The organism is Stappia sp. G46H5W (assembly GCF_058448995.1).
Genome location: NZ_JBZFLL010000004.1, coordinates 345,465 through 368,770, shown reverse-complemented (window position 1 = coordinate 368,770; position 23,306 = coordinate 345,465). Strand labels below are relative to the sequence as shown.

24 protein-coding genes are annotated in these 23,306 nt (G+C 64.8%); 14 read left to right on the top strand and 10 right to left on the bottom strand.

Annotated elements, in window-relative coordinates; all coding sequences use genetic code 11:
* Window positions 1–3: 3 nt before the first annotated feature.
* The 3 genes from ACVJ6E_RS14545 to ACVJ6E_RS14535 are packed head-to-tail and all read right to left on the bottom strand — an operon-like array spanning window position 4 to window position 2,316.
* Window positions 4–786, bottom strand: coding sequence for an enoyl-CoA hydratase/isomerase family protein (locus ACVJ6E_RS14545; RefSeq protein ID WP_120269461.1), 783 nt, complete (start codon window positions 784–786; stop codon window positions 4–6).
* The gene (locus tag ACVJ6E_RS14540) at window positions 783–1,193 is read right to left on the bottom strand and encodes an OB-fold domain-containing protein (RefSeq protein WP_120269462.1); all 411 of its coding nucleotides are present in this window, start codon (window positions 1,191–1,193) and stop codon (window positions 783–785) included. Before ACVJ6E_RS14540 ends, ACVJ6E_RS14545 begins: the two co-directional genes overlap by 4 nt.
* A gap of 4 nt (window positions 1,194–1,197) precedes the next feature.
* Window positions 1,198–2,316 carry a thiolase family protein gene (locus ACVJ6E_RS14535; RefSeq protein ID WP_199681270.1) on the bottom strand — a complete coding sequence of 373 codons (1,119 nt, stop codon included), beginning with the start codon at window positions 2,314–2,316 and terminating at the stop codon, window positions 1,198–1,200.
* Between the two features lie 175 nt (window positions 2,317–2,491).
* On the opposite strand from ACVJ6E_RS14535, the gene gcvA reads away from it, so the two are divergent.
* Complete coding sequence (gene gcvA / locus ACVJ6E_RS14530; protein WP_120269463.1) at window positions 2,492–3,406, top strand: transcriptional regulator GcvA; 915 nt, start codon at window positions 2,492–2,494, stop codon at window positions 3,404–3,406.
* Window positions 3,407–3,475: 69 nt separating this feature from the next.
* Here gcvA and ACVJ6E_RS14525 read toward each other — a convergent pair whose 3' ends face one another.
* The 5 genes from ACVJ6E_RS14525 to ACVJ6E_RS14505 are packed head-to-tail and all read right to left on the bottom strand — an operon-like array spanning window position 3,476 to window position 8,757.
* Complete coding sequence (locus ACVJ6E_RS14525; protein WP_120269464.1) at window positions 3,476–4,366, bottom strand: NAD(P)-dependent oxidoreductase; 891 nt, start codon at window positions 4,364–4,366, stop codon at window positions 3,476–3,478.
* A 38-nt stretch (window positions 4,367–4,404) separates the two neighbouring features.
* Window positions 4,405–5,841, bottom strand: coding sequence for an aldehyde dehydrogenase (locus ACVJ6E_RS14520; protein WP_120269465.1), 1,437 nt, complete (start codon window positions 5,839–5,841; stop codon window positions 4,405–4,407).
* Window positions 5,842–5,877: 36 nt separating this feature from the next.
* A complete protein-coding gene (locus ACVJ6E_RS14515; RefSeq protein WP_120269466.1) occupies window positions 5,878–7,356 on the bottom strand; it encodes a tripartite tricarboxylate transporter permease in 1,479 nt (492 codons plus the stop codon).
* A gap of 1 nt (window position 7,357) precedes the next feature.
* Window positions 7,358–7,819 carry a tripartite tricarboxylate transporter TctB family protein gene (locus ACVJ6E_RS14510; RefSeq protein WP_158592710.1) on the bottom strand — a complete coding sequence of 154 codons (462 nt, stop codon included), beginning with the start codon at window positions 7,817–7,819 and terminating at the stop codon, window positions 7,358–7,360.
* Complete coding sequence (locus ACVJ6E_RS14505) at window positions 7,810–8,757, bottom strand: tripartite tricarboxylate transporter substrate binding protein (RefSeq protein WP_199681272.1); 948 nt, start codon at window positions 8,755–8,757, stop codon at window positions 7,810–7,812. The genes ACVJ6E_RS14510 and ACVJ6E_RS14505 overlap by 10 nt, the downstream gene beginning before the upstream one ends.
* A 187-nt stretch (window positions 8,758–8,944) precedes the next feature.
* Between ACVJ6E_RS14505 and ACVJ6E_RS14500 the strand changes: the two genes are divergently transcribed.
* The 7 genes from ACVJ6E_RS14500 (at window position 8,945) to ACVJ6E_RS14470 (ending at window position 15,068) form a co-directional block, all read left to right on the top strand.
* Window positions 8,945–9,589: a GntR family transcriptional regulator gene (locus ACVJ6E_RS14500; RefSeq protein ID WP_185925995.1), complete on the top strand. Its 645-nt coding sequence runs from the start codon at window positions 8,945–8,947 to the stop codon at window positions 9,587–9,589.
* Between the two features lie 357 nt (window positions 9,590–9,946).
* Entirely contained in the window at window positions 9,947–10,921 is a 975-nt protein-coding gene (locus ACVJ6E_RS14495) for a tripartite tricarboxylate transporter substrate binding protein (RefSeq protein WP_120269470.1), read from the top strand.
* 21 nt (window positions 10,922–10,942) lie between these two features.
* Window positions 10,943–11,533, top strand: a complete 591-nt coding sequence (locus ACVJ6E_RS14490; protein WP_120269471.1) for an amino acid synthesis family protein — start codon at window positions 10,943–10,945, stop codon at window positions 11,531–11,533.
* Between the two features lie 17 nt (window positions 11,534–11,550).
* Window positions 11,551–12,420 (top strand): alpha/beta fold hydrolase, encoded by an 870-nt coding sequence (locus ACVJ6E_RS14485; protein ID WP_120269472.1) that lies wholly within the window; start codon window positions 11,551–11,553, stop codon window positions 12,418–12,420.
* Between the two features lies 1 nt (window position 12,421).
* Window positions 12,422–13,108: a GntR family transcriptional regulator gene (locus ACVJ6E_RS14480; protein ID WP_120269473.1), complete on the top strand. Its 687-nt coding sequence runs from the start codon at window positions 12,422–12,424 to the stop codon at window positions 13,106–13,108.
* Between the two features lie 21 nt (window positions 13,109–13,129).
* On the top strand, window positions 13,130–13,570 hold the full coding sequence (locus tag ACVJ6E_RS14475) for a tripartite tricarboxylate transporter TctB family protein (protein WP_120269474.1): 441 nt from the start codon (window positions 13,130–13,132) through the stop codon (window positions 13,568–13,570).
* 4 nt (window positions 13,571–13,574) lie between these two features.
* Complete coding sequence (locus ACVJ6E_RS14470) at window positions 13,575–15,068, top strand: tripartite tricarboxylate transporter permease (protein ID WP_120269475.1); 1,494 nt, start codon at window positions 13,575–13,577, stop codon at window positions 15,066–15,068.
* A 233-nt stretch (window positions 15,069–15,301) separates the two neighbouring features.
* Here ACVJ6E_RS14470 and ACVJ6E_RS14465 read toward each other — a convergent pair whose 3' ends face one another.
* Together ACVJ6E_RS14465 and ACVJ6E_RS14460 are read right to left on the bottom strand one after the other, a co-directional pair.
* Entirely contained in the window at window positions 15,302–16,147 is an 846-nt protein-coding gene (locus ACVJ6E_RS14465; RefSeq protein WP_120269476.1) for a fumarylacetoacetate hydrolase family protein, read from the bottom strand.
* Between the two features lie 17 nt (window positions 16,148–16,164).
* Window positions 16,165–16,899 carry an SDR family oxidoreductase gene (locus tag ACVJ6E_RS14460; RefSeq protein WP_199681274.1) on the bottom strand — a complete coding sequence of 245 codons (735 nt, stop codon included), beginning with the start codon at window positions 16,897–16,899 and terminating at the stop codon, window positions 16,165–16,167.
* Window positions 16,900–17,029: 130 nt separating this feature from the next.
* Between ACVJ6E_RS14460 and ACVJ6E_RS14455 the strand changes: the two genes are divergently transcribed.
* The 6 genes from ACVJ6E_RS14455 to ACVJ6E_RS14430 all read left to right on the top strand — a co-directional run bounded on the left by ACVJ6E_RS14455 (window position 17,030) and on the right by ACVJ6E_RS14430 (window position 23,288).
* Window positions 17,030–17,710, top strand: a complete 681-nt coding sequence (locus tag ACVJ6E_RS14455; RefSeq protein ID WP_120269478.1) for an RraA family protein — start codon at window positions 17,030–17,032, stop codon at window positions 17,708–17,710.
* Window positions 17,711–17,811: 101 nt separating this feature from the next.
* Window positions 17,812–19,389: an ABC transporter substrate-binding protein gene (locus ACVJ6E_RS14450; RefSeq protein ID WP_120269479.1), complete on the top strand. Its 1,578-nt coding sequence runs from the start codon at window positions 17,812–17,814 to the stop codon at window positions 19,387–19,389.
* A gap of 59 nt (window positions 19,390–19,448) precedes the next feature.
* On the top strand, window positions 19,449–20,393 hold the full coding sequence (locus ACVJ6E_RS14445) for an ABC transporter permease (protein ID WP_120269480.1): 945 nt from the start codon (window positions 19,449–19,451) through the stop codon (window positions 20,391–20,393).
* A gap of 11 nt (window positions 20,394–20,404) precedes the next feature.
* A complete protein-coding gene (locus ACVJ6E_RS14440; protein ID WP_208996778.1) occupies window positions 20,405–21,283 on the top strand; it encodes an ABC transporter permease in 879 nt (292 codons plus the stop codon).
* Between the two features lie 2 nt (window positions 21,284–21,285).
* The gene (locus ACVJ6E_RS14435) at window positions 21,286–22,299 is read left to right on the top strand and encodes an ABC transporter ATP-binding protein (RefSeq protein WP_120269482.1); all 1,014 of its coding nucleotides are present in this window, start codon (window positions 21,286–21,288) and stop codon (window positions 22,297–22,299) included.
* Window positions 22,296–23,288, top strand: coding sequence for a dipeptide ABC transporter ATP-binding protein (locus ACVJ6E_RS14430; protein WP_120269483.1), 993 nt, complete (start codon window positions 22,296–22,298; stop codon window positions 23,286–23,288). Before ACVJ6E_RS14435 ends, ACVJ6E_RS14430 begins: the two co-directional genes overlap by 4 nt.
* Window positions 23,289–23,306 lie beyond the last annotated feature (18 nt).

Here is a 23,306-nt window from a genome sequence, read left to right as displayed (position 1 = left end):
TGGTCAGCTTCGCCCCTGTCCGCTGTTGCGCTCTCCGGCGCCGAATTTTTCCAGACCGCCTTTTTGAGCTTCCGTCTGTTCGCGGATGGCGGCGTTGGTCAGCTCGCCGTAATCGAAGGCCGAACGCCAATCGGTGACGGCGGCCGGGATCGTGTCGAGCGCCCGCTTGCAGGCGGCGAGGGCCACCGGATCGAACTGAGCGACGCGCTCCGCCACCTCTGTGGTGGCGCCGAGCAGCTCCTCATGCGGCACGCAGCGATTGACCAGGCCCCACTCCTCGGCGGTGCGTCCATCAATGCGGTTGCCAGTCAGGATCATCCACGCAGCCCGTTTGCGAGACAGCGACAGCTGGGTGGAGGGGCCGGCGAGCCCGGGATAGGTCGCAAAGCTGATTTCCGGCATGCCGAGCGATGCCTTTTCCGAGGCAATTGCCAGGTCGCATACGTTGATCAGGGTCATTCCGCCGCCGAGCGCGAAGCCGTTCACCGCGGCGATGAAGACCGCCGGATGCTGGCGGATCGCGACATTGACATCCCGCCACTCGGTATTGGCGGTCTGGTTGCCGGTTTCCCGGTCGAGGGCCTGCTCCTTGAGGTCCATGCCGGCGCAGAAGGATTCCCCCGCCCCCGTCACGACGACGGCGCGCGTGCCGTCCTTCAGCGCTTCAAGTGCCTCGCGCAGCGCAGTGCGCGCGGCGCGGTTCATGGCGTTGCGCTTGTCCGGACGGTTGAACGTCAGGACGGCAACTGCGCCCCGACGCTCGATTGTGACGAGGTCCGCACTCATCGGCCGGCCTCCGCCAGCTTGAATACCGGCACGGTGAACTCACCGCGATTGTCGAACACCACCTCTACCTTGCCGCCGGGAACGAGCTTGTCGTTGCCGTCGACGATATTGGTCAGCAGCAGGGCGCCCTCCTCCAGGCGAACCAGCGTGACGTTGTAGGGGATCTCGGACGCGAAGCCCTCGAAATACTTGTGGTGGAAGACCGTCCAGGAAACGATCTCTGCCTTGCCGCTGCACTCGACCCAGTCCCAGTCACCATAAGGGTCATAAGGGCTGATCGGCGCGGGCGGATACCAGCACTGGCCGGTCGACGCGCACCGCTGCAGCACCAGCCGGCCGTCCTTGCATGCTTCCCAGAACGGGCTGTTCCAGACGTCGATGATGGGGTTTGGCTTGGGAGCTGTCACGATCTCAATCCCTGCGGAAGATGATGGAAGAAGAGATAGGCGTGGCCGAGATGTACTGGATGGCCCTGGCGTCCGGGATCTGCCGGTCGCCGCACTGGCCGCGCAGCTGCAGCACCGCTTCCGCGATCAGGCCCCAGCCCTGCATGTAGCTCTCCGACAGATGGCCGCCGCTGGTGTTGGTCGGCCAGCGGCCACGCCCCAGCTCCAGCATCCCGTCGCGCACGAACTCACCGCCTTCGCCCAGCTTGCAGAAGCCGAGCCCTTCCAGCGAGAAGATCACCGTCGGAGAGAAGTTGTCGTAGATCATCAGGCCGTCGATCTCATCGCGGCTGATGCCGGCATTCTCGTAGACTTCCCCCTCGATCCGCTTGAGGGCCGGATGCCAGTAGTCCTGACGCGGGATGGAGGCGGTGTCGAAAAGATCCTGGCGGGAATAGCCCGACACATAGACCGGCTTCTGCTTCAGGTCCTTGGCCCGCTCGGCCGAGGTCATGATCCAGGCCACACCGCCATCGTTGATCAGGCAATAATCCAGCAACCGCAGCGGCGCCGCAATAAAGCGGGAGTTGTTATGATCCTCCAGCGTCATCGGCTTGCGCATGACCGCGTTCGGATTGAGCATCGCGTGCTTGCGGAAGGCGACCGAAATGTGCCCGAGATCCTCGGCCCGCGTGCCGAACTCGTTCATATGCGTCTGGAACATCATGGCGTGGGAAGCGCCGGGGGACGACATGCCCCAGGGCGCCCATTCGCCCTCGTCACCGCCGTAGAAGACGCGCTTGGAGCGCCCGTTGTTGGCATAGACCAGCGCCACCACCTCTGCGGCACCGCTGGCGATCGCCTGCGCGGCCAGCATCAGCGACACGGAAGAGTAGCGCCCCGGAGAATCCGTCTGCAGGCAGTAGCGCGGGTTGATCCCCATTATCTCCGCGAACCGCTCGTAGGACGGAATGCGGTTGACGATCAGGCCGTCGATATCCGAGATTTTCAGACCAGCGTCATCGAGCGCGCGCTTGAGAGCGGTCGCGCCAAGGCCATATGTGTCGGTCTCGGGGAACGAGCCGTATTCGGTCGTTCCTATTCCTGCCATACATACCTTGTCGCGCATGAAAGTGTCGACCATGCGAGGCGTTCTCCCGTCCTGAGGTGCCGACCGGAAACGAATTCCGGCTATCCGGAGCGGTTTTTCGCCTCTCCCGATCAACGATGTCGCGCACCTTCGGACGAACACGACAGCAGCTCAAACGACTTTTAAAAAGCCTTTGCATGACTTAAAGTCATGCGAAAAGGATGAGAACATGCTCCCACCTCTTTCAGCGCTGCGGACATTCGACACCGCCGCACGCCATCTCAGCTTCACCAAGGCCGCCGAGGAATTGTGCGTCACGCAGTCCGCCGTAAGCCGTCAGATCCGGCTGCTTGAGGACTTTCTGGAGTTAAAGCTGTTCGAGCGCCGCCATCGCTCGCTGACGCTGACGGCGGAAGGCGAGCGCTACCAGCGCGATATCGCGGGCATCTTCGCGCAGATGGATCTGGCGACCCGGCAGCTGCGGCGGGACCGGCGACGCGAGATCCTCAAGATCCAGACCTACACCACCTTCACGATGCGCTGGCTCATTCCCCGGCTCGGGCGCTTCCACGAGAAGTTTCCCGAAATCGAAGTGCAGCTGACCGCGTCGCTGAAGCCCGTCGACTTCACCAATTCCGACATTCACGGCGCCGTGCGTGCGGGCCGCGGCGAATGGCCGGTGCGTGCCGACAAGCTCTGCGACACCTACCTGGTGCCCGTCTGCTCTCCGGAACTCGCGAAGACAGCGTTTCAGGGGGAAGGTGCAGCGACGCTGGAGGACAAGCCGCTGCTCCACTCGCTGGGGCGCCCGAACGACTGGCAGGTCTGGTGCAAGGGTGCCGGCATGCCCTATGTCGACCTCGACCGGGGGCACCGCTTCGAATCCTCGTCCATGTCATATCAGGCGGCCCTGCAGGGCCTCGGCGTGGCAATCGGCCAGCGGTTTCTCGTGGAGGACGACCTGCGATCCGGCCTGCTGGTCGCACCGCTCGACCTGCATGTGCATTCCGACGAGACCTATTATTTCATGTCGTCGCCGCGATATGCGGGCACTCCCCGCCTTGAGCTTTTCCGCGAATGGCTGATGGAGGAAGCCCGTACCACCAGCCACTCGTTCGAGCCGTCGGGCAGTTTTCCCGCCTGACGCCTTGCCGGCAAAACGACGGCCGGAGGCAATCGAAACGATCGCCTCCGGCCGTTCAGGCTTTTTCGCTTACTTCGGAACGGCCGGGACGTGCCAGTCGTCCCACAGCTTGGCGATTGCGGCGTAATCCTCGCGCGCGTAGCCGGCGCGGGACGCCATCTCGTAGACCGAATGCGCCGCCTGGATCGCGAAGAGCGGAACGCCCTCCGTCTGGGCAAGATCGAGGGCAAGGCGGGAATCCTTGCGTGCGGCGTCCAGCGGCATGCCGCCGGCATAGTCGCCTTCCACCACCCGCTTGGCGAAGCGGTAGGTCAGCGGCCGGTGCAGGCCCATCTGCGGATCCGACAGCAGGCCGATCAGCTTGTCGATGGACACGCCCGTCGCCGTCGCCATCGAACCGGCCTCGGCGACCACGACCATGACGGCGTGGGCGACCGCGTTGTTGATGACCTTGGCCGCAGCGCCGGTACCCAGCGGGCCGAACACCGTCTGCTTGTCGGCGATCGCGTCGAGCACCGGCTGGCAGGCGGAGATGGCATCGCTCTCGCCGCCGATCAGCAGCGAGGCGGTTCCCGCTTCCATCTGGCTCACGCCGGCCATCAGCGAGGCATCGATCACCCGCAGGCCGTGCGGCGCAAGCGCATCGCGGCAGGCGAAAATGTCTTCCGGATTCACCGTCGAGGTCTCGACGACGACCGCGTCCTTGGGCAGATGCGGCGCGATCTGGCGCAGCACGGCGAGCGAGGCCTTGGGGCTCGGCAGGCACAGGACCACGATCCGCGTCTGCGACAACGCCTCGGGGCTTGCGATGGTCTCGGCGCCGAGCTCGCTCTTGGCCCTGGCCAGCATCTCCTCGTTCAGGTCGAACACCTGCACCGGAAAGCGGGCGGCGATCCGCTTGGCGAGCGGAAAGCCCATATTGCCGAGACCGTAGATGGCAACCTTCGAAATATCGGTCATGGAGACTCCAGAAACTCTCAATTCGTTGTCGGGACGGATCACTTGGCGATGGGCAGCGGGTTTTCGTGCAGGCCGAAATACATGCTCTTCACCTGCGCATAGAGGCGCAGGCCGTCGATGCCCTTCTCCCGGCCGATGCCGCTGTCCTTGAACCCGCCGAACGGCGTGCTCGTCACGGACTGCTTGTAGGTGTTGATCCACACGGACCCGGCCTCGAGCGCGCGGCCCGTGCGCCAGGCCTTCTTGAAGTTCTCGGTCCAGATGCCGCAGGCCAGGCCGAAATCCGTGCCGTTGGCCTTGGCGACGAGGTCCGCCTCGTCCTTGAACGGCAGCACCACCAGGACCGGGCCGAAAGCCTCCTCCTGGCAGGACAGCGCGTCGTGCGGCAGCCCGTCGATCACGGTCGGCAGGTAATAGGCGCCCGCCTCGTACGCGGCGCCCTCGGGAGCCGACCCGCCGCACAGGACGCGTCCGCCTTCCGCGCGGGCCCGCTCGACGAAGGCATGCACCCGGTCGCGATGATGGAAGGAGGCGAGCGGTCCCACCTCGACGCCCTTGGCGTCGGGCGCGGCCACCACGATCCGCTTGGCGCGCTCCACGAGCCGCGTCAGGACCTCGTCGTAGACGCTCTCCTCGACCAGCAGCCGGGAGCCGGCAACGCAGGACTGGCCGGACGACCCGAAGATGCCGGCCGCGACCGCCGCCACCGCATGCTCCAGGTTGGCATCGGCGAAGACCACGTGCGGAGACTTGCCGCCGAGTTCCAGCGCCACCGGGACGATGCGCTCGCCGGCAACGCGGCCGATGGCCCGGCCCGTGGCCGTGCCGCCGGTGAAGGAGATCATGCCGACGCCCTCGTGCGCCACGAGAGCCGCACCGATATCCGCGCCATACCCCTGCACCACCTGCAGCAGCCCGCCCGGAAGCCCCGCGGCCGCGGCAATGCGCTCCAGTTCCGGCGCGAGCAGCGGCGCGTCCTCGGACGGTTTCAGGATGACCGCGTTGCCGGCGGCGAGCGCCGGCGCGACCTTCGCCGCATCGTTCATGATCGGCGAGTTCCACGGCGTGATGGCAGCCACAACGCCATAGGGCTCGAGCACGGTGAAGGACACGTAGTCGCCGCGACGCGGGGTGACGTCCGTCTCCAGCGTCTCGCAGACGGAGGCGTAGTAGCGGAACGTGCCGACCGCATAGTCGACCATGCCGCGGCACTCCGCGATCGGCTTGCCGTTGTCGCGCATCTGCAGCGACGCAAGCGTCTCCTTCTCGGCCAGGAGGCCGTTGGCGATGGCGTGCAGAACCTCGGCCCGCTTGTGCGGCATCAGCTCTTTCCAACCGGACTCCCGGTAGGCTTTCTGCGCGCGCGCAACGACGGCATCCAGCTCCTGCGGGGTGGTGACCGCAACGCGCGCGACCTCGGTGCCGTCGGCAGGATTGATGCTGACGAGTTCGCGGGCTTTCGTGCGAGTGTCCATGCCTGTTCTTGTCCTGTTGTGTGGTCGGGTCTGCGCTCAGCCGGCAGGCGTCTGGGGCTTGCGGCGGCGCAGCAGCGGGAGTGCGAGGATCGCCAGGATCGCGACGACGAGCACGATCGAGATGGGCGAGGAGACGAAGGAGAGCGGATCTCCGCGCGAGATCAGCAGCGCCTGGCGGAAGGAGGATTCCGCCATGGGGCCGAGGATCGCGCCCAGGACGATCGGGGCGATGGGGTAGCCCGAGCGCGACAGCACGTAGCCGGTCACGCCGAAGCCGAGCATCAGCCAGACGTCGGCCATGGCGTTCGTCGAGGCGTAGGTGCCGAGCGAGCAGATGATCAGGATCATCGGCGCGAGCAGCGCGGCGGGAATTCGGAGCATGTTGACGAACAGCTTCGCGCCGACGAGACCGAGGCCGAGCATCATGAAGGCGGTGAGCAGCATCTGCCACATGAAGCCGTAGACGACGTCGGCATGCTGGCTGAACAGCGCCGGTCCCGGGTTCAGGCCCTGGATCAGCATTGCGCCCATCATCAGTGCGGCGACTGAGTTCCCCGGCACGCCAAGGGCGAGCGTGGGGATCAGCGACGAGGCGTTGTCGGCATTGTTGGCGCATTCCGAGGCGGCGATGCCGCGCGGGTCGCCCTTGCCGAAGCGCGAGGAATCCCGCGCCGCACGCTTCTCCTCGGCATAGCTGAGGATACCGGCGAGATTGCCGCCGGCGCCCGGCATGATGCCGATGATGACGCCGATGACGCCCGACCGGAGCCAGGTACGGGCGAAGGTGACCGTCTCGCGCAGCTTGAGTCCGGCGCCGGTCAGGTCGGCACGGCTGCTTCCGCCCGACGACGAGGCAAGCATGGCCAGCGCGGGAGGAATGGCGAAGAGACCCGTCAGCATCACCGCAAGGTCGACGCCGCCGGCGATGTGGCGCACGCCGAACACCAGCCGCTCCGCACCGGTCATCATGTCCATGCCGACGAGACCGACCGCGACGCCGATCATCGCGGAGGCGAGCCCCTTGGCCGGAGCGCCGGCAAGCAGCAGCGACACGCTGGTGAGGCCGAAGATCGCGACCCAGAAATACTCGGTCGGGCCGAACTTGAGAGCGAGCGTGACCAGCGGCGGCGCGATGATCATCAGCGCCAGCGCACTGATGATCGAGCCTGCCGTGGAGGAGACCAGCGCGATATGCAGTGCATATTTGGCGCGGCCCGCCTGGGCCAGCGGGTAGCCGTCGAATGTGGTGGCAACGGCGGAAGGCGTACCGGGAATCCGCATCAGGATCGCCGGAATGGCGCCGCCATACATGGAGCCGTTGTAGATGCCGGCCATCATGCCGAGCGCCACGAGCGGCGACATCGTGTAGGTGAACGGCAGCAGCAGGGCCATGGCGAGGGTCGCCGTGAGGCCGGGGATCGCGCCGACGAGAATGCCGGCGGCAGTGCCCACGATCATCGCCAGAATGCTGTCGACGAGCAGGGCGTGGGGAAGACCGGAGAGAACTTCGATCACGTCAGCCTCCCAGAATCAGTTCCGCCGGGAACGGCTGAGCGAAGGCGAGATGGAACACGACATAGGCCATGACGACAAAGACGACCGTTCCAACGACAACGCGCACGACATTGCGGTCTCCGCCGAGCACCGCCATCGCCGGGATGAATGCCAGGGAGGCCGTGAGAAAGCCGATCTGGCCGGCGAGCGCGATGAAGACTGCAAGCAGGGCAAGGCCGGCAAAGCCCTTGAACAGGGGAGCCTCGTCCGTGAGACGCGTGTCGCGGCCGAGCCGGATGATGGACATCACCGACAGCACGATCATCGCGCTGCCGACCGCGATGGGGAAATAGGCGCTCGCCCCGGCCTGCCGGGTGCCGTCCCAGGTGACGACGGCCCCGACAATCGCAACGAGGAGAGCCACCGCCAGCCGCTCGAGCGGCCGGACGGTGTTTCCCTCTGCCTGATCAGGCGTTACTGCCACGGGGACTCTTCCCACATGGCCTGATAGTCGTCGCGCAGCTTCTGCACATGCTGCTGGAAATCAGCCGACGACTTGTAGGCCACCTCGGTGAAGAGCTCCTTGTTGCGCTCGATGAACGCCGGGTCGTTGGCCACGGCCGCGATGGCGGCGGCAAGCTTCTCGACGATGGCCGGGTCCGTGCCGGCGGGAACGCCGACGCCGCGCTCGGACAGCATCTCGACATCGACACCGAGCGACTTGGCGGTCGGAACGTCAGGCGCCAGCGCGGAGGGCTCGGAGCCGAAATGGGCGAGGATCTTCACCTTGCCTTCCTGGGCATTCGGCATGGCCTCGCCGAGGTTCAGGGCAGCCGCGGACACGTGACCGCCCATCAGGGCCGTACGGGCCGCACCGGCGGAGGCGAAGGGAACGTGGGTGAACTCCGCGCCGGTCGCCTTGGCGAGATAGCGCATGGCAAGATGGTCGTCGGTGCCGACGCCCGTCGTGCCGATGGTCACCGCGCCCGGGTTCTCCTTGGCATAGGCGATCAGCTCGTCGAGCGTGTTGAACGGGCTGTTGCCAGGCACCGAGATCGCGGACGGGTCGCGCACCAGGCCCGCCACCGGGATGATCTGATCAGCCTTGAACGCCGCATCCTTGGTGATCGGGATGGTGAGCATCGGCGGCAGGTTCACGATGCCGATCGTGTAGCCGTCCGGCGTGGCGTTGGCGAGGGCCGCATGGCCCACTTCGCCGGCCGCACCCGGGCGGTTCACGATGACCACGGACTGGCCGAGTTCCTTTTCCAGCAGCGGCTGGAGCGTACGTGCGGTAACGTCGGTGCCGCCGCCTGCACCATAGGCGACGATGAGCTCGATCGACTTCTCGGGCCATTCGGCGAGAGCCGGGCCGGTGAAGATGGCAATGGCCGCAGCGGCCGTCATGAGTTTCCTGAGCACGATAATCCTCCCGGATCGTTGCGGGCCGGTCTTGTGCGGTCCCGTTGAAAAGTGCCGGCAGACCATACGTCCGGGCGGACCGCCGGCAAGTGAATTAGGGGCGGCATTTGCGCCGCCGCGCCTGTCGATATAAACATCGACGAAATTATCAATAATCAGGCGCTGCATTATGGTCAGACACGGAACCATGACCGAGACGGCGGTTTCAGAGATCGTCTCGGTCCTGGAACAGGACATCATCTTCGGCAGGTTCCTGCCGAAACAACGACTCTACGAGGACGAGTTCATCGTCCGCTTCTCCACCAAACGCCATATCGTGCGCGCCGCCCTGCACGAGCTGGAAAGAAAAGGCATCGTCGAGCGCCAGCCCAATCGCGGCGCGGCGGTGCGCTATTTCTCGCGCGCTGAGGTCGCGGCGCTCTACGAGCTGCGCGTCATCCTGCACGAGGCAGCGGCACGCCGGATCCAGCTGGCTGCCGACCCGGAGTGGTTTGCCCAGCTCGAGGCTGCGCGCGACGCCCATGCCGAGGCTGTCGCTTCACGCGATCTCGGGCTCGTGTTCCAGACCAACACGATCTTCCACCGCAAGCTCTTCGAGGGAACAGGCAATGCCTATCTCTCCGAAGCGATCGAGACCTCCAACGCCAAGACGCACGGGATCCGCTCCCACGGCCTCGGCATGCCGTCCCTGCTGGAGAAGGCCAGGGCGGAGCATTTCGCCATGGTCGACGCCGTCCGCAATGGCGATCTTGAGGAACTCGCGAGGCTGTGCATCAGCCACATGCAGCCCGCACGCGCCTTCTACGAGGAAAAATACTGCGGCGCCCTGTGACCGCAGGCTGACAAATCGGCCGACCTGTTGCGACACCTGCGAACCGGGCTGATCCAGCCCGGCCGTCGGCCTGTGCCCCGGCTCCTGCAGCAGCGCGCCTCACTGCCCGGCAAATGGCAAGCGTTTCAAGCCGTTAACGCAAGCAAACTGGCGCCTCTGGCAACGCCTCATCCCCCTGAAACAACGTCCCCAGCTTTCAGATCACCAGGCACGCAATGCGCACCCGCCTCCCGCACGCGTGCTCGTTTTCGATGCAGGCACCGCACGAAGAAGAGGCGGAGCATCGTGCAAATCGGTCTTGAAACTCAAAACGTATGATGTGATTATCATACAATCTTGTATTAAGAGGAGGGGATCATGAACCGTCGACATTTCGTGCTGGCCGCAAGCTGCATCGCCGCAACCCTCGGACTGGCAACGCCGGTCCTGGCCGAGGGATATCCCGACCGCCCGGTCACGCTCGTCGTGCCTTTTTCTCCCGGTGGCGGAACGGACCTGCTGGCGCGGCTGGTCTCGAGCAAGCTGGAGACCGCGCTCGGCGCGCCGGTGGTCGTCGACAACCGCCCCGGCGCCAGCGGTGCCGTCGCCGGCGCCTACGTGAAGACGCAGCCGGCCGACGGTTACACGCTGCTGTTCGGAACATCCTCGACCAATGCGATCTCGCCAGTCCTGCACGAGGACAAGATGGGCGACATGCTGACCGGCCTCGATCCGGTGAGCCTCATCGCCAACAGCGCGCTCATTCTCGTGGTTCCCGCTTCCTCGCCGATCACCGATCTCAAGGGCTATGTGGAAGCCTCGAAAGAGCGCCCGCTCACCTATGGCACCTTCGGCGTCGGCTCCACGCCGCACCTTCTGGGAACGCTCTTCGCCTCCAAGGCCGGCGCTGACATGATTCATGTGCCCTACAAGGGGTCGGCCCCGGCCGTCGCCGACGTGACCGGCGGCCATACCGACAGCGCCTTCCTGACGGTGACCGCGCTCACTGCCTCGCTTCAGGACGAGGCGATGCGCGGCCTTGCGGTCGCCGCGGCCGGACGCCTGTCGCAGTTCCCCGACATTCCGACCTTCGCCGAAGAGGGGTATGACAGCCTCGACGACGCCGGCTGGTTCGGGATCTTCGCCCCGGCGGGAGTGCCGGCCGAGATCCGCGCCCAGGTGTCCAAGGCTGTCCGCTCGGTCCTCGACCAGCCGGAAGCGCAGGATGAATTCGCCAAGCTCGGCGTCACGGCGCAGGGCAGTTCTCCGGAAGAGCTGGAGAAGAAGCGCGACGCCTCCGTGGCGCTGGTGAAGCACATCCTCGCCACCACCAATATCGACATCTCCAAGTAAACCGAAAAGGTCACCGACACGATGCGTCGAGACAACATCGCCGACTACCGGATCCGCCGTTGGTACATCCAGGAACAGGAAGTTCTGGCCAACGAGACCTATCAGTCGGACGACGGCTCCCCCTTGCGCAAGATCCTGATCGCAGCCGCGATCAGGAACCCCTATGCGGGCCGGTTCAGCGAAGATCTGAGCGAGATCATCGATGGCAGCGACAAGCTGGGAGAAGAATTTGCCCGGCGCATCCTCGCCGCCCTCGGCGGCGCGCAGGCCGAAAGCTACGGCAAGGCCTGCGTCGTCGGCAGCGCGGGTGAATACGAGCACGGCAACGCGTTCATCACCGCCCGCTTCGCCACTCCGATCCGCCAGGTGCTTCCGGGTGCGAAGGAGTGGATCCCCTCGACCGGCAAGCGCAGCGGACCGGGCGCCCTGATCGATGTCCCGCTCGCCCATGCCGGCGAACTGTTTGCGCGCGCCTACTACGACACGGTGAGCGCCCATTTCGACGATGCGCCCAATGCCGACGAGGTGGTGGTGGTTTTCGCCGTTGCGACGCGCGGACGCATCCACGCCCGCCTCGGCGGACCCGAGGCCGCACCGCTCGCGGCCGAATAAGCTACGGAGCCGACAAGATGGACCGGGAGCACTCCAATTTCGTTCAGCTCAACGGGCTGCGATTTCACTATCTCACCTGGGGTGATCCCGGCCGTCCGATGCTGATCTGCCTGCACGGCCTGCGCAGCTACGGCCGAACATTTGCCGGGCTCGCGGAAACTCTGGCGGATCGCTTCTACGTGGTGGCGCCCGACCAGCGCGGCCGGGGGGAAACGGACTGGGATCCGGCGAAGAACTACTTTGCCGATCAGTACGCCGCCGATCTCGGTGCGCTCATCGATCATCTGGGCGCCGAGACGGTTCATGTTCTCGGCCACTCGATGGGCGGTATCAACGCGCTGGCCTATGCACTCACCCATGCCGACCGGTTTGCATCGCTGATCCTTGAGGACAGCGGACCGGAAGCCGATGGCAGCGCTGGCATCGAGCGGATCCTGAAGGAGCTGCAAACGACGCCGCTCTCCTTCACAAGCCTGGACGAGGCCCGCGCCTTCTGGCGGTCGATCCGGCCCAACGTGACCGAGGCGGCGATCGAATCGCGCGTGGCCAACTCGATGAAGACCGTAGGCGGCAAGATCGTCTGGCGCCACGACCAGCGCGGGATCGGAGAATGCCGGATCAAGCAGGCGAGCGTCCGCCCGAACCCGAACCTCTGGCCTGCCCTGTCCAGCCTCGCCTGCCCTGTCCTGGTCCTGCGCGGCGCCAAGTCCGACTATCTCGACGCAGCACGCGTGCAGCGGATGTGCGAGACGAATCCGCGCGTGGCGGCCCAGGAGATTGAAGGCGCCGGCCACTACGTGCACGACGACAATCCGGTAAGCTTCAACGCCGTGGTCGGTGCGTTCCTCGACCGCGTCATCGGGGAGAGAGGAGCCGGACGGAGATAAGATGGATACCAAGGCCAGCAATCCCGCGCGCGTCCGCGGGGCCAGTGTGCGCGAGCGCGTCACCAATGCCCTTCGCGCCGACATCATCACGGGCGTGTTCGTTCCCGGCCAGCGCCTGTCAGAGGCCGAGCTGTGCTCCCATCTCGACGCCTCCCGTACGCCGGTTCGCGAAGCGCTTCGCCAGCTGGAGGCGGAGCGGCTCGTCGAGGTGCGCCCCAACCGGGGGCCCATCGTGGTCAAGCTCGGCCGGGAGGAGGCCGAGCGGATCTACGACGTGCGCGAGCTGATCGAACCGGAAGTCGTCCGCCTCTTCGCGCTTGCTGCGACCGGCGAGCAGCTGGAGCAGATGGACGAGGCACTCGTGGAATTCGAGCAAGCTTCGTCCGAGGGACTCAATCCGGCTCAGCTGATCCTCGCCACCACCACCTTCTACGAGGTGATGTTCCAGGGCTGCACCAACGACATCCTCGCCGACATCCTGCGCGGCCTTCTTGCGCGAGTGAACCTGCTGCGCTCGCGCTCCATGTCCCGGCCTGGCCGACCGAAGGAAAGCCTGAAGGAGATGCGGGACATCCTGTCATGCATCCGCGCCAGGGACGTTCCCGGCGCCCAGCAGGCCGCGATCACGCACATTCGCAACGCCCGCGCCCAGGCAAGGGCCGCAATGCCGGCCCCTACCGCCCCCTAATCCCGCAAGGACACCGACGCCATGCAGCCGAAGCTCAATCGTGACGCCGTGAGCGGGTTCCTGCTCGCCTTGATCGGAGCCGCAGCCGCCTACCGCGCCCTCGACTACGGCATCGGCAGCGCGGCGCACATGGGGTCCGGCTATTTTCCGCTGCTGATCGGCGGGGCATTGGTGCTGCTCGGCGCGGTGATCGGCATCGGCGGCCTGCGCGCATCGGCAACGCCTGTGCACATTCCCTGGCGCGAGTTGATTCTGATCGCGCTCAGCGTCGCGAGCTTTGCGCTGACCATCGGCCGCTTCGGCCTGTTTCCGGCCCTTGGCATCTCGGGCCTGCTCGCGTGCCTGGCCGACCGCGACGTCGGGTTGCGACGAACCATCGGCATCGTCCTCTTCTCCTGCGTTCTCGTCTGGCTCGTCTTCGTGATCGGGCTGAATTCCCCCGCAGCTTTGATCAAGGTGTGATCCCATGGAGTTGTTCACGCTCGGCTTCGCGTCGCTGACGCTCACCTCCGTGGTCTATTGCTTCGCGGGAGTTTTCCTTGGAACCCTGATCGGCGTGCTGCCCGGGGTCGGGGCGCTGTCGGCGATCTCGCTGCTGATGCCGGTCTCCTTCTATCTCGACCCGACGACGGCGCTGGTCTTCCTGTCGGGGATCTATTACGGCGCCGAATATGGCGGTTCGACCGCCTCCATCATGCTCAACCTGCCGGGCACCTCGTCGAACGCCATCACCTGCCTCGATGGCTATCCGATGGCCCAGAACGGAAAGGCGGGCGTCGCGCTCACCGTCACCACCTATGTGTCCTTCTTCGGAGGAACCGTCGGCATCCTGCTGCTGACCTTCCTCTCGCCGATCATCAGCCGGCTGGCTGTCGCCGTCGGCCCTTCCGAATATGCCGCGATCCTGCTCCTGAGCATCATCATGGCGGCCACGATCTCCGACGGCCCACCGATGAAGGGCATCGCAATGGTGCTCCTGGGCGCCTTGCTCGGCACCGTCGGCATCGACGTGAACAGCGGCGACTACCGCTTCACCTTCGGCGTTCCGGAACTCTTCGACGGCGTCAGCCTGGTGGCACTGGCCCTCGGCACATTCGGCGTCGGCGAGGTCATCTTCGCGATCCGCGCCCAGAAGGCCCGCGGGCCGATGCCCAAGGTAACCTTCCGCTCGATGATCCCGAGCCGGCCGGAATTCCTGAAAACGCTGTTCCCGATGGTGCGCGGAACGGGTGTCGGCAGCGTGGTCGGCCCGCTGCCGGGCGCCGGACCGACGATCGCCTCGCTGATCGGCTATGCGATCGAGAAGCGCATAAGCCGGACGCCCCACCGGTTCGGTAAGGGCGCGATCGAAGGCATCTCCTCGCCCGAGGCCGCCAACAACGCGGCCGTGCAGACCGCCTTCATTCCGACCCTGTCGCTCGGCATTCCCGGCAGTCCCACCATGGCGATCATGCTTGGCGCGCTGATGATCCACGGCATCTCGCCCGGCCCAAAGTTCATCTTCGAACAGCCCGAAATGTTCTGGGGGCTAATCGCCAGCTTCTGGCTCGGCAACATCATTCTGCTGGGCCTGAACCTGCCGCTTGTCGGCATCTGGCTCTGGCTCCTGCGCATCCCCTATTCGATGATGTACCCGGTGATCGTGGCGCTCATCTGCGCCGGCGTCTACACGCTCACCAACAGCGCCTTCGCCGTGTGGCTGGTCCTGGGATTCGGCTTCGTGGGCTTCCTGTTGCGGCTCTTCGACTATTCGCCGGCGCCCCTGCTCATCGGCTTTATTCTCGGCCCCATGCTGGAAGAGAACCTGCGCCGGGCGCTGCTGATCCATCGCGGCAGCTATATCGAGATGTTCTCGCGTCCCGCCACTGCCGTACTGATGCTGCTCACGCTGGCAATCCTGCTCTGGGCGCTGCTGAAGCGGAACGCGCCGGCCCACGCAGGCGACGACCCGGGCAGCTGAGATGGCGCGCCCAGCGACTCCGGCGCCAAACCGCACCGAATGCCGCTGGCACCTACCCAGAATACCCCGGGGCTGCACACCAGAAGTCTGCCGGGAAAGCCGGTAGCGGCTGACCGCTACAGTCCCCCCTCACCCACCGGATACACGCTCCAGACCCCGGTTGTTCTCCCGGCTTCCGGCAGCATGGATCAAGGATGTCCTCCAACAGCAAGGCAGTTCGCGTTGCCGAGCCCTCAGCGCGACGAGACGCAAAGCTGTTTTTGCCGACCGAGACCTTCAATGCCGAGTGTCACCACATCGCCAGCCTTCAGGTAGCGCTGGGGGGAAAGCCCCATGCCGACCCCCGGCGGGGTGCCGGTCGAGATGATATCGCCCGGATGCAGGGACATGAAATCCGAGAGGTAGCTGACCAGCTCCGCCACGCCGAACACCATCGTTCGGGTGGAGCCGGACTGCATCGTTTCACCATTCACCTCCAGCCACATGGAGAGGTTCTGGGGATCGGCAATCTCGTCACGGGTCGCCAGCCAGGGGCCGGTCGGGCCGAAGGTGTCGCAGGATTTCCCCTTGGTCCATTGCCCCTGGCGTTCGTTCTGGAAAGCGCGTTCTGAGACATCGTGAAGGACGCAGTAACCGGCCACGTGATCGAGTGCGGTTTCCTTGCTCACATGCTTTGCGGTCGTGCCTATCACCACGCCCAGTTCCACCTCCCAGTCGGTCTTGGTGGAGCCGCGCGGGATGACGAGATCGTCATTTGGACCGCAGATCGCGCTGGTGGCCTTCATGAAGACGATCGGCTCGGTGGGGACGGGCAATCCGGCCTCTCGCGCGTGATCGCTGTAGTTCAGCCCGATACAGATGAATTTGCCGGTGCCTGCGACACAGGCGCCGAGCCTCTGCTCGCCCGCAACGCGAGGCAGGGACGAGGGATCGAGTGCCGCCAGACCCGCGAGCCCTTCTGGCGAAAGCGTTTCACCGGCAATGTCCGCGACATGGGAGGAGAGATCGCGCAGATCGCCATTGTCGTCGACAAGGCCGGGCTTTTCGGCGCCGGCTGCACCAAAGCGTACAAGTTTCATCGTCTTTCCCTATGGTTTCAGATCGTCCAGCCGCCGTCGATGGCATAAGCCTGACCGGTGGTGTAGGTGGCGCCGGCCAGATGCACGACGAGGTCGGCGATTTCCTCCGCAGTCCCCAGCCGCCCCATCTGCTGGCGGCCCTCGAAGGCCTTGCGGGCGGCTTCGTAATCGCCGGTCGCCTCGAGCCGCTGGCGCAACGAGGGGCTGTCCACGGTGCCAGGGCAAATCGCATTGCAACGAATTCCGCGGCCCACATAGTCAGCAGCAACGGATTTGGTGAGCCCGACCACAGCGGCCTTGGTGAGGCCGTAGACGCACCGATTGGGGGCGCCTTTCACGCTCGAGACGACCGACGCCATGTTGATGATGCTGCCGCTGCCCCGGTCCAGCATTCCGGGAAGCACGGCCTTGATGGTGCGGATCATAGCCTTGACGTTGAGGTCCATGGCGAGGTCGATGTCTTCATCACGGACGTCGAGCACGGTTCCGCTGTGAACGATGCCGGCGCAGTTGAAGAGAATGTCGATCTTGCCGATCCCTGCGACCAGGCCGGTGATGGCATTCATGTCGCGGACATCGAGCAGGTGCGGCTCGATGGAGCCCGCTTGCCAGGCCAGCGCGGAGAGACTTTCTCCATTGATATCCGTGGCGTGAACCATCGCGCCCGCCTCGGCCAGGGCTCGGGCGCTTGCAAAGCCTATTCCCTGTCCCGCGGCGGTGACGAGGGCGGTCATTCCAGTGAGTGAACCCATTTTCCATCCTTCATCAGCTTGAGGGGCGGCCGTCGAAATTGGCTATTGACTCGGCGCGGCCTTCGCATAAGATTTAACGATAAACCTGTTGTAATTCAAGTATGCAAACACCACGAAGGCGACCGCACAGATGGCCCCCCTGGAAACCGAAACGCACCCGACCCTGACCGAACTCAGGGAGCGCTTCTTCACCGCCCTTCTCTCCGACGTCCTCGACGATCTCGGGTACATGAACCAGGCCATGCATCACACGATCCGGCCGCTCGACAGTTCTCTGGTGATGGTCGGAAGAGCGCGTACGGCGCTTTGCATGGACGTCTATGAGCGTCCTGCGCCGGGCGAAAATCCCTACGAGCTCGAGATCAAGCTCGTGGACGACCTGAAGGTCGATGAGATCCCGGTTTTCGCATGCGGAACCTCAGGACGCATGGCGCCATGGGGTGGTCTCTTGAGCACGGCGGCAAAGTTCCGCAAGTCGGCAGGGGCGGTCATGGACGGCCTGGTGCGCGATACGCGCGAAATCCTTGCCTCGGGCTTTCCCGTTTTTCACGGGGGCATCGCGCCACTGGATTGCAAGGGGCGCGGGAAGGTCGTGGCGATTGATGTCGGCATCGAGTGCTCCGGCGTGAAGGTCCACAGCGGCGATCTCGTCTTCGGTGATGCCGATGGTGTCGTCGTCATTCCTCAGGAAATCGAGGCCAGAGTTCTCGACGTCGCGCAGGAACGCCTGCGCGGCGAGCGCAACACGCTGGCCGATCTCGAGGCGGGAGAGCGCCTCGCAATCGTGTTCGCGAAATATGGCATCCTGTAAGTCCTCCTGACTCGCACTTGCCATAAAGCGAAACCCACGGGCGCGGCACGAGCCGCGCCCCTGGAGAATGACGCCAAGAAAAAATAGAGGGGTAGAGCGAAATGACGCACAGAAACTCGAGAAACCGGTTGCACGGCCTGCTGCTCGCCGGCGCAATGGCGGTCGCCGCAGGCCCGGCCTATGCTGAACTCTGCGGTCATGTGGGCGGCGATCTGGTGTTGGGCATGGAGGCAAAGCTCGGCACGCTTGACCAGCACGTGAATGCGGCGAACGCGACGCGCAATGTCGCCATGAACATCTTCGAGACGCTGATGACGCGCGATGAGAACATGGCGCCCATCCTCGACCTCGCGGACTCCCTCGACATCAGCGACGACAAGCTGACCTACACCTTCAAGCTTCGCCCAGGCGTGAAGTTCCACAACGGCAAGCCTCTGACCTCCGAGGATGTGGCCGCCTCCTTCGACCGCTACAGCCGCCTTGGCGTGGATCGTTCCGCTCTCGGCGGGGTCGATCGCTGGGAAACGCCGGACGAAGCCACTTTCACCGTCGTTCTCAAGGAGCCGCAGGCAAGTTTCCTGGAGAGTATTTCGGCATCGACCGTGCCGATCGTCATCGTTCCCTCGGAACAGGCAAGCGCAGAGGCGACCCGGCTCGAACCCATCGGCACCGGACCGTTCCAGCTTGAGGAATTCGTGGCCGACAGCCATGTGAAACTGAAGCGCTACGAGGACTACAAGCCCAACGAAACGCTTGAAGGCATGTCGGGCTTTGCCGGACGAAAGCAGGCCTGCGTCGACACCGTCACGTTCCGCACGCTGGCAGAACCCGGCGCTCGTCTTGCAGCGCTCGAAACGGGCGAGGTGGATATTGTCGAGGACGTGCCGACGCTCTCCAAGGAGCGCCTGACCGGCAACAAGGACATCGTTCAGGCGCAGCTCAAGCATGCCGCCCTGTGGCTCACCTATCCGAACCTATCGGAGCCGCCGACGGACAATCTGAAGGTGCGCCAGGCGATCCAGGCGGCCATGAACCTCGATGAAATCATGGATGCGATGAGCGACGGCTCCTACAGCCTCAACCCGTCGTTCCAGTTTCCCGGCCAGACCTACTACTCGGAAGCCGGCAGCCAGTATTACAATCAGAACGACCCGGAAAAGGCCAAGGCCCTGCTCAAGGAGGCCGGCTACAACGGCGAGGCGGTCAAGCTCCTGACGACAAGGGATATTCCCCGCCTTTACACCGCGGCCCTCGTCATGTCGGAGCAGTTGAAGGCCGTCGGCATCAATGCCGAACTGGTGGTCCTGGACTGGCCGACCGCGCTTGGCATGAGCGTCAACGAGACCAAGGGTTGGAACTTCTTCTACACGGGCTGGATCACGGTCACCGCCCAGGGCGGCGCGCAGTCGCTGCGCAACCTTGCCGACCCGTCCAACGTGCACAAGCCGAAGGACAACAAGTCCGACGCCGAGTTCATGAAGGAATTCCAGGTGCTGAGCACGAGCCCGGATCTGGAAGAGCGCAAGGCCGCTTTCGCCAAGGCGCAGGAGCGGGTGTTCGAGCAGGTCATGGCAATTCCCTTCGGCGTGACGCCGAAGAACCAGGCAACGCGCGCCAATGTGAAGGGCTATGTGCCGTTCTTCAACACGCGTGTCTCGAATGTCTGGTTGGCCGAATAGCCAGCCATTCTGCCATGTTCCGCCATGCATGAACCGGCACGGAAACGTTCGGAGGTCACATGCTTGCTTACACGCTGAGGCGCATAGCCCAGGCCGTGCCGATTCTGCTTCTCGTCAGCCTGATCTCGTTCGGGATCATGCAGCTGGTGCCTGGGGATCCCGCCGCCGTTCTGGCGGGCCCCAACGCCACACCCGACGAGCTCATCCAGCTGCGCCAGACGCTGGGGCTCGACAAGTCCCTTCCGACGCAGATCATGATCTTCTACGGAAACCTGTTCCAGGGCGATCTCGGCTACTCCATCATTCTGGGGGAGCCAGTCTTGAAGGTGGTGCTGGAGCGTTCGCCCATCAGCATATCGCTGGCGCTTTATTCGCTCGTCCTGACGATCATCCTCGGGCTTTCCATCGGCGTCATCGCGGCGATGAAACACAATCGCTGGATCGATCAGGTGGCGATGGCCTTCGCTCTGATCGGGGTCTCCGTCCCCAACTTCTGGCTGGGCCTCGTGATGATCGTCCTGTTTTCGGTGCATCTCGGCTGGCTGCCGACGGGGGGCTACGTGCCCTTCTTCGAAGACCCCGTGGGCTGGTTCCTGGCGGCGACCATGCCGGCTCTTTCCCTCGCCATGATGCAGATCGGCCTGCTTGCGCGCCTGACCCGCTCCACCATGCTGGAGGTGCTTGGCCAGGACTATATCCGCACGGCCCGCGCCAAAGGCGCAAGCGAGCCAAGGGTGATCATCAAGCACGCCATGAGCAATGTTCTGATCCCCGTCGTCACCGTGCTCGGCATGATCCTTTCGGTGCTCCTATCGGGGTCGGTCATCGTGGAAACCATCTTCGCCGTGCCGGGGATCGGCGCGCTTCTGGGCAATGCGATCCTCGGCCGCGACTATCCCATGATCCAGGGAGGCCTCATCTTCGTGGCAGCGGTCCTTCTGATCCTGAACATCGTGGTCGATGTGCTCTATGCCTGGCTCGATCCGAGGGTGCGCGTCCAATGAGCAGTCTCGAAATGAACGCCCCCCAGGGCGAACCGTCTTTCCTGAAGCGGTTCTTCGCAGGACGGCGCGTGCGTCGCCTCATCCGGCATCGCTCCTTCATGATCGGCCTGTGGCTGTGCCTGTTCGTGACGGCCATCGCCATCCTCGCACCGATCATTTCACCGGCCGATCCGAACAAGATGACCATCCGCTCCCGCTTCCAGCCACCGTCGCTCGAATTCCTCCTGGGAACCGACAATCTGGGCCGCGACCTGTTCAGCCGCGTGGCCTGGGGCGCGCGTCTGAGCCTCGCCATCGGTCTGGGCGTCGTTCTCCTCAATGCGGTGTTCGGTGTGCTTCTTGGGGCGCTTGCGGGCTATTTCCGGCGTCTCGACGGCATTCTCATGCGCCTGTCGGATGCCCTTATGGCCTTTCCCTCGGTGTTGCTTGCAATCGGCATTGCCGCAGCGATGGGAGCATCGGCCATGACGGCGGTGATCTCGCTGGCGGTCGTCTACATTCCGCGCACCGCGCGCATCCTCCGAGCGTCCGTCCTGCAGGTCAGCGAGCTCGAATTCGTCAATGCGGCACGGGCGGCGGGTGCGGGCGACTTCCATATCTTGCGGCGCCATATCCTGCCCAACTGCATGGCGCCCCTGGTGGTGCAGCTCAGCTTCGTCTTCGCCTATGCGATCCTCTCCGAAGCAGTGCTGAGCTTTCTTGGGCTCGGCGCGGCCCCCACCGATCCCAGCTGGGGCATCATGATCTCCGAAGGCCGCAGCTATATCCGCGAGGCTCCGTGGATGACGGTCATTCCCGGCATGGCGATCGCGATCACTGTGCTCGGCCTGAACCTTCTGGGCGACGGTCTGCGGGACGTTCTCGACCCTCGCGTGAAGATGGAACACTGACCATGCCAAAAGAGCCAATCCTGCGCGTCCAAGGGCTGCGCACGACCTTCACGGGCGACGAAGGCACGGTGGTGGCGGTCGATGATGTCAGCTTCGACGTGAACGAGGGCGAGATCGTCGGCCTTATCGGCGAAAGCGGCTCCGGCAAGAGCGTGACAGCGCTTGCCATCATGGGGCTCCTGCCGAAGAGCACGTCGCAGGTCTCAGCCGAGCGCATCATGTTCGATGGCCGCGACCTTGCGCAGGCTTCCGAGCGCGAGATGCGGCGGCTGCGTGGCGGCTCCATCGGCATGATCTTTCAGGAGCCGATGAGTTCGCTGAACCCGGTTCTGAAGATCGGCGACCAGCTGATCGAGCCGATCCGCATTCACGAGCGCATCAGCTATCGCGCGGCCTTCGACCGGGGGGTGGAGCTGCTCACCAAGGTCGGCATCCCCTCGCCCGCGCAGCGCATGAACGATTATCCGCATCAGCTTTCGGGCGGCATGCGGCAACGCGTCATGATCGCCATCGCCCTGTCATGCTCTCCCAAGCTGCTTCTCGCCGACGAGCCCACCACCGCGCTGGACGTCACCATCCAGGCCCAGCTTCTCGACCTGCTTCTGGAAATCCAGGCCGAAACCAGGATGGCCATCGTGCTGATCACCCACAGCATGGGGGTGATCGCGGAGTGTGCCGACAAGGTGGTGGTGATGTATTCCGGCCGGATCGCGGAACAGGGACCGGTGACGGAGATATTCGACCGCCCGGGGCATCCCTACACGAAGGGTCTCATGCAATGCACGCCGGAGCTGACCGGCAATCCGCGCAGGCTCACCACCATACCCGGCGCGCTGCCGAACCTCGGTGCGCTGCCGCCCGGCTGTCGCTTCGCGCCGCGCTGCGACCTTGCGCAACCGGCCTGCAAGACCGCCAGACCCCCGATGATCGGCGTGGGACGAGATCACGCCTCGGCCTGTATCCGGGCGGATGAACTCGTTGCCTCGGCGGCGCAACCAGAGGGAGCCGAGGCATGAGCCAAGCACCGCTTCTATCCGTTCGGAACCTTTCCAAGCACTTCACCATCCGCAGCCCCTTCCGGGGCACGGCCATCGGTACGGTGCAGGCGGTCAATCGGGTGAGTTTCGATATCGGCGAGGGCGAAACGCTCGGTCTGGTCGGAGAATCCGGTTGCGGCAAGTCCACGACCGGGCGGCTGCTTCTGCGACTTATCGAGCCGGACAAGGGAGAGGTCCTTTTCCAGGGACGCGACCTGTTGAAGCTCGACGCCGGTGAACTCAAGGCCATCCGCAAGTCGATCCAGATCGTCTTCCAGGATCCGTTCAGTTCCCTCAATCCACGCATGACAGTCGAGGAGATCGTGACCGAGCCGCTCTATGTGCAAGGTGCCATGACGCGCCGGGCCATGCGCGAGCGCGCAGGCATGCTGCTCGACCGGGTGGGGCTCAACGCGGCGCATATCATGCGCTATCCGCACGAATTCTCGGGCGGCCAGCGCCAGCGCATCGGTATTGCACGCGCCCTTGCGGCCGACCCGCGCTTCATCGTCTGCGACGAGGCGGTCTCGGCACTGGATGTTTCGGTCCAGGCTCAGGTCATCAACCTGCTGCAGGACCTGCAGGAGGAGTTCAACCTCTCCTACCTCTTCATCGCGCATGACCTTTCGGTCGTGCGGCACATCTCCGATCGCGTTGCGGTGATGTACCTGGGCGAGGTGGTGGAGGTCGCCGGAAAGGACGCTCTCTACGCGTCCCCGCTTCATCCCTACACGCAGGCGCTGCTGGCGGCGATCCCAGTGGCTCATCCGCGCCTTCGGGGCAAGCGCGCGCGCCTTGGCGGGGAGGTGTCCAGCGCTCTCAACCCGCCTCCGGGTTGCCGCTTCAGCCAACGCTGCCCCTTCGCGCGCGATCTCTGCCGGAACGAGCCTCCGGCGCTCAGGGAACTGGGCGAGCGCCACCAGGTGGCCTGCCATTTTGCCGAGGAGCTGCAGGCCGCCGCGGCCTGACGGAAGCTCCCCGGGTTT